This window comes from Streptomyces sp. SID1328 (assembly GCF_009865595.1).
Taxonomy (GTDB): domain Bacteria; phylum Actinomycetota; class Actinomycetes; order Streptomycetales; family Streptomycetaceae; genus Streptomyces; species Streptomyces griseoluteus.
The window spans coordinates 1-568 of record NZ_WWKH01000750.1 but is presented as its reverse complement, the minus strand read 5'-3'; the positions used below and the strand labels follow the sequence as shown (position 1 = coordinate 568).

The window sequence follows — 568 nt, the reverse complement described above, 5'->3', positions numbered from 1 at the left end:
GAGCCGATCCACACCACGAACATCACGGGCGACTTGACCATGACCCGCGGATCGAGCTTGCGGAAGGCGTCGGGCAGCGATCTCAGCAACTGCCGGGGATCGAAGAGGCCCGCCCCGACCCGGCCCCCGCCGGACGGAACCCCGGCCGCCGCCTCGTCGTGCGGCGCGCGGGTGGGAGCGACTGTGGACATGGCGGCCTCTGGGTCGTGGGTACGGGTGGTCGGCTCGTCGGTACGGGGGTGCGTCATGACAGCCCCTCCGCGAGCGGTCCCAGCGCCAGCGCCGGGAAGTAGGTCAGGCCGGTGATGATGAGGATCGTCCCGGCCAGCAGGCCCGCGAACAGGGGTTTCCCGGTGCGCAGGGTGCCCGCGCTCTCGGGGACGGGCCGCTGCGCGGCGAGCGAGCCGGCCAGCGCGAGGACGAACACCATGGGCAGGAAGCGGCCGAGCAGCATGGCGAGCCCGGTCGTGGTGTTGAACCAGTCGGTGTTGGCGTTGAGCCCGGCGAAGGCCGAGCCGTTGTTGTTGGCGGCGGAGGTGAAGGCGTACAGCACCTCGGAGAACCCGTG

Annotated in this window: 1 protein-coding gene and 1 pseudogene; both read right to left on the bottom strand. The window is 71.5% G+C overall.

Annotated elements, in window-relative coordinates:
- Window positions 1-248: pseudogene (locus GT030_RS24030) on the bottom strand (potassium-transporting ATPase subunit B); the annotation flags it as partial.
- Window positions 245-568: potassium-transporting ATPase subunit KdpA (locus GT030_RS24025; protein ID WP_161202880.1), on the bottom strand; the 324-nt coding region annotated here is incomplete at its 5' end. The pseudogene GT030_RS24030 and the gene GT030_RS24025, both read right to left, overlap by 4 nt.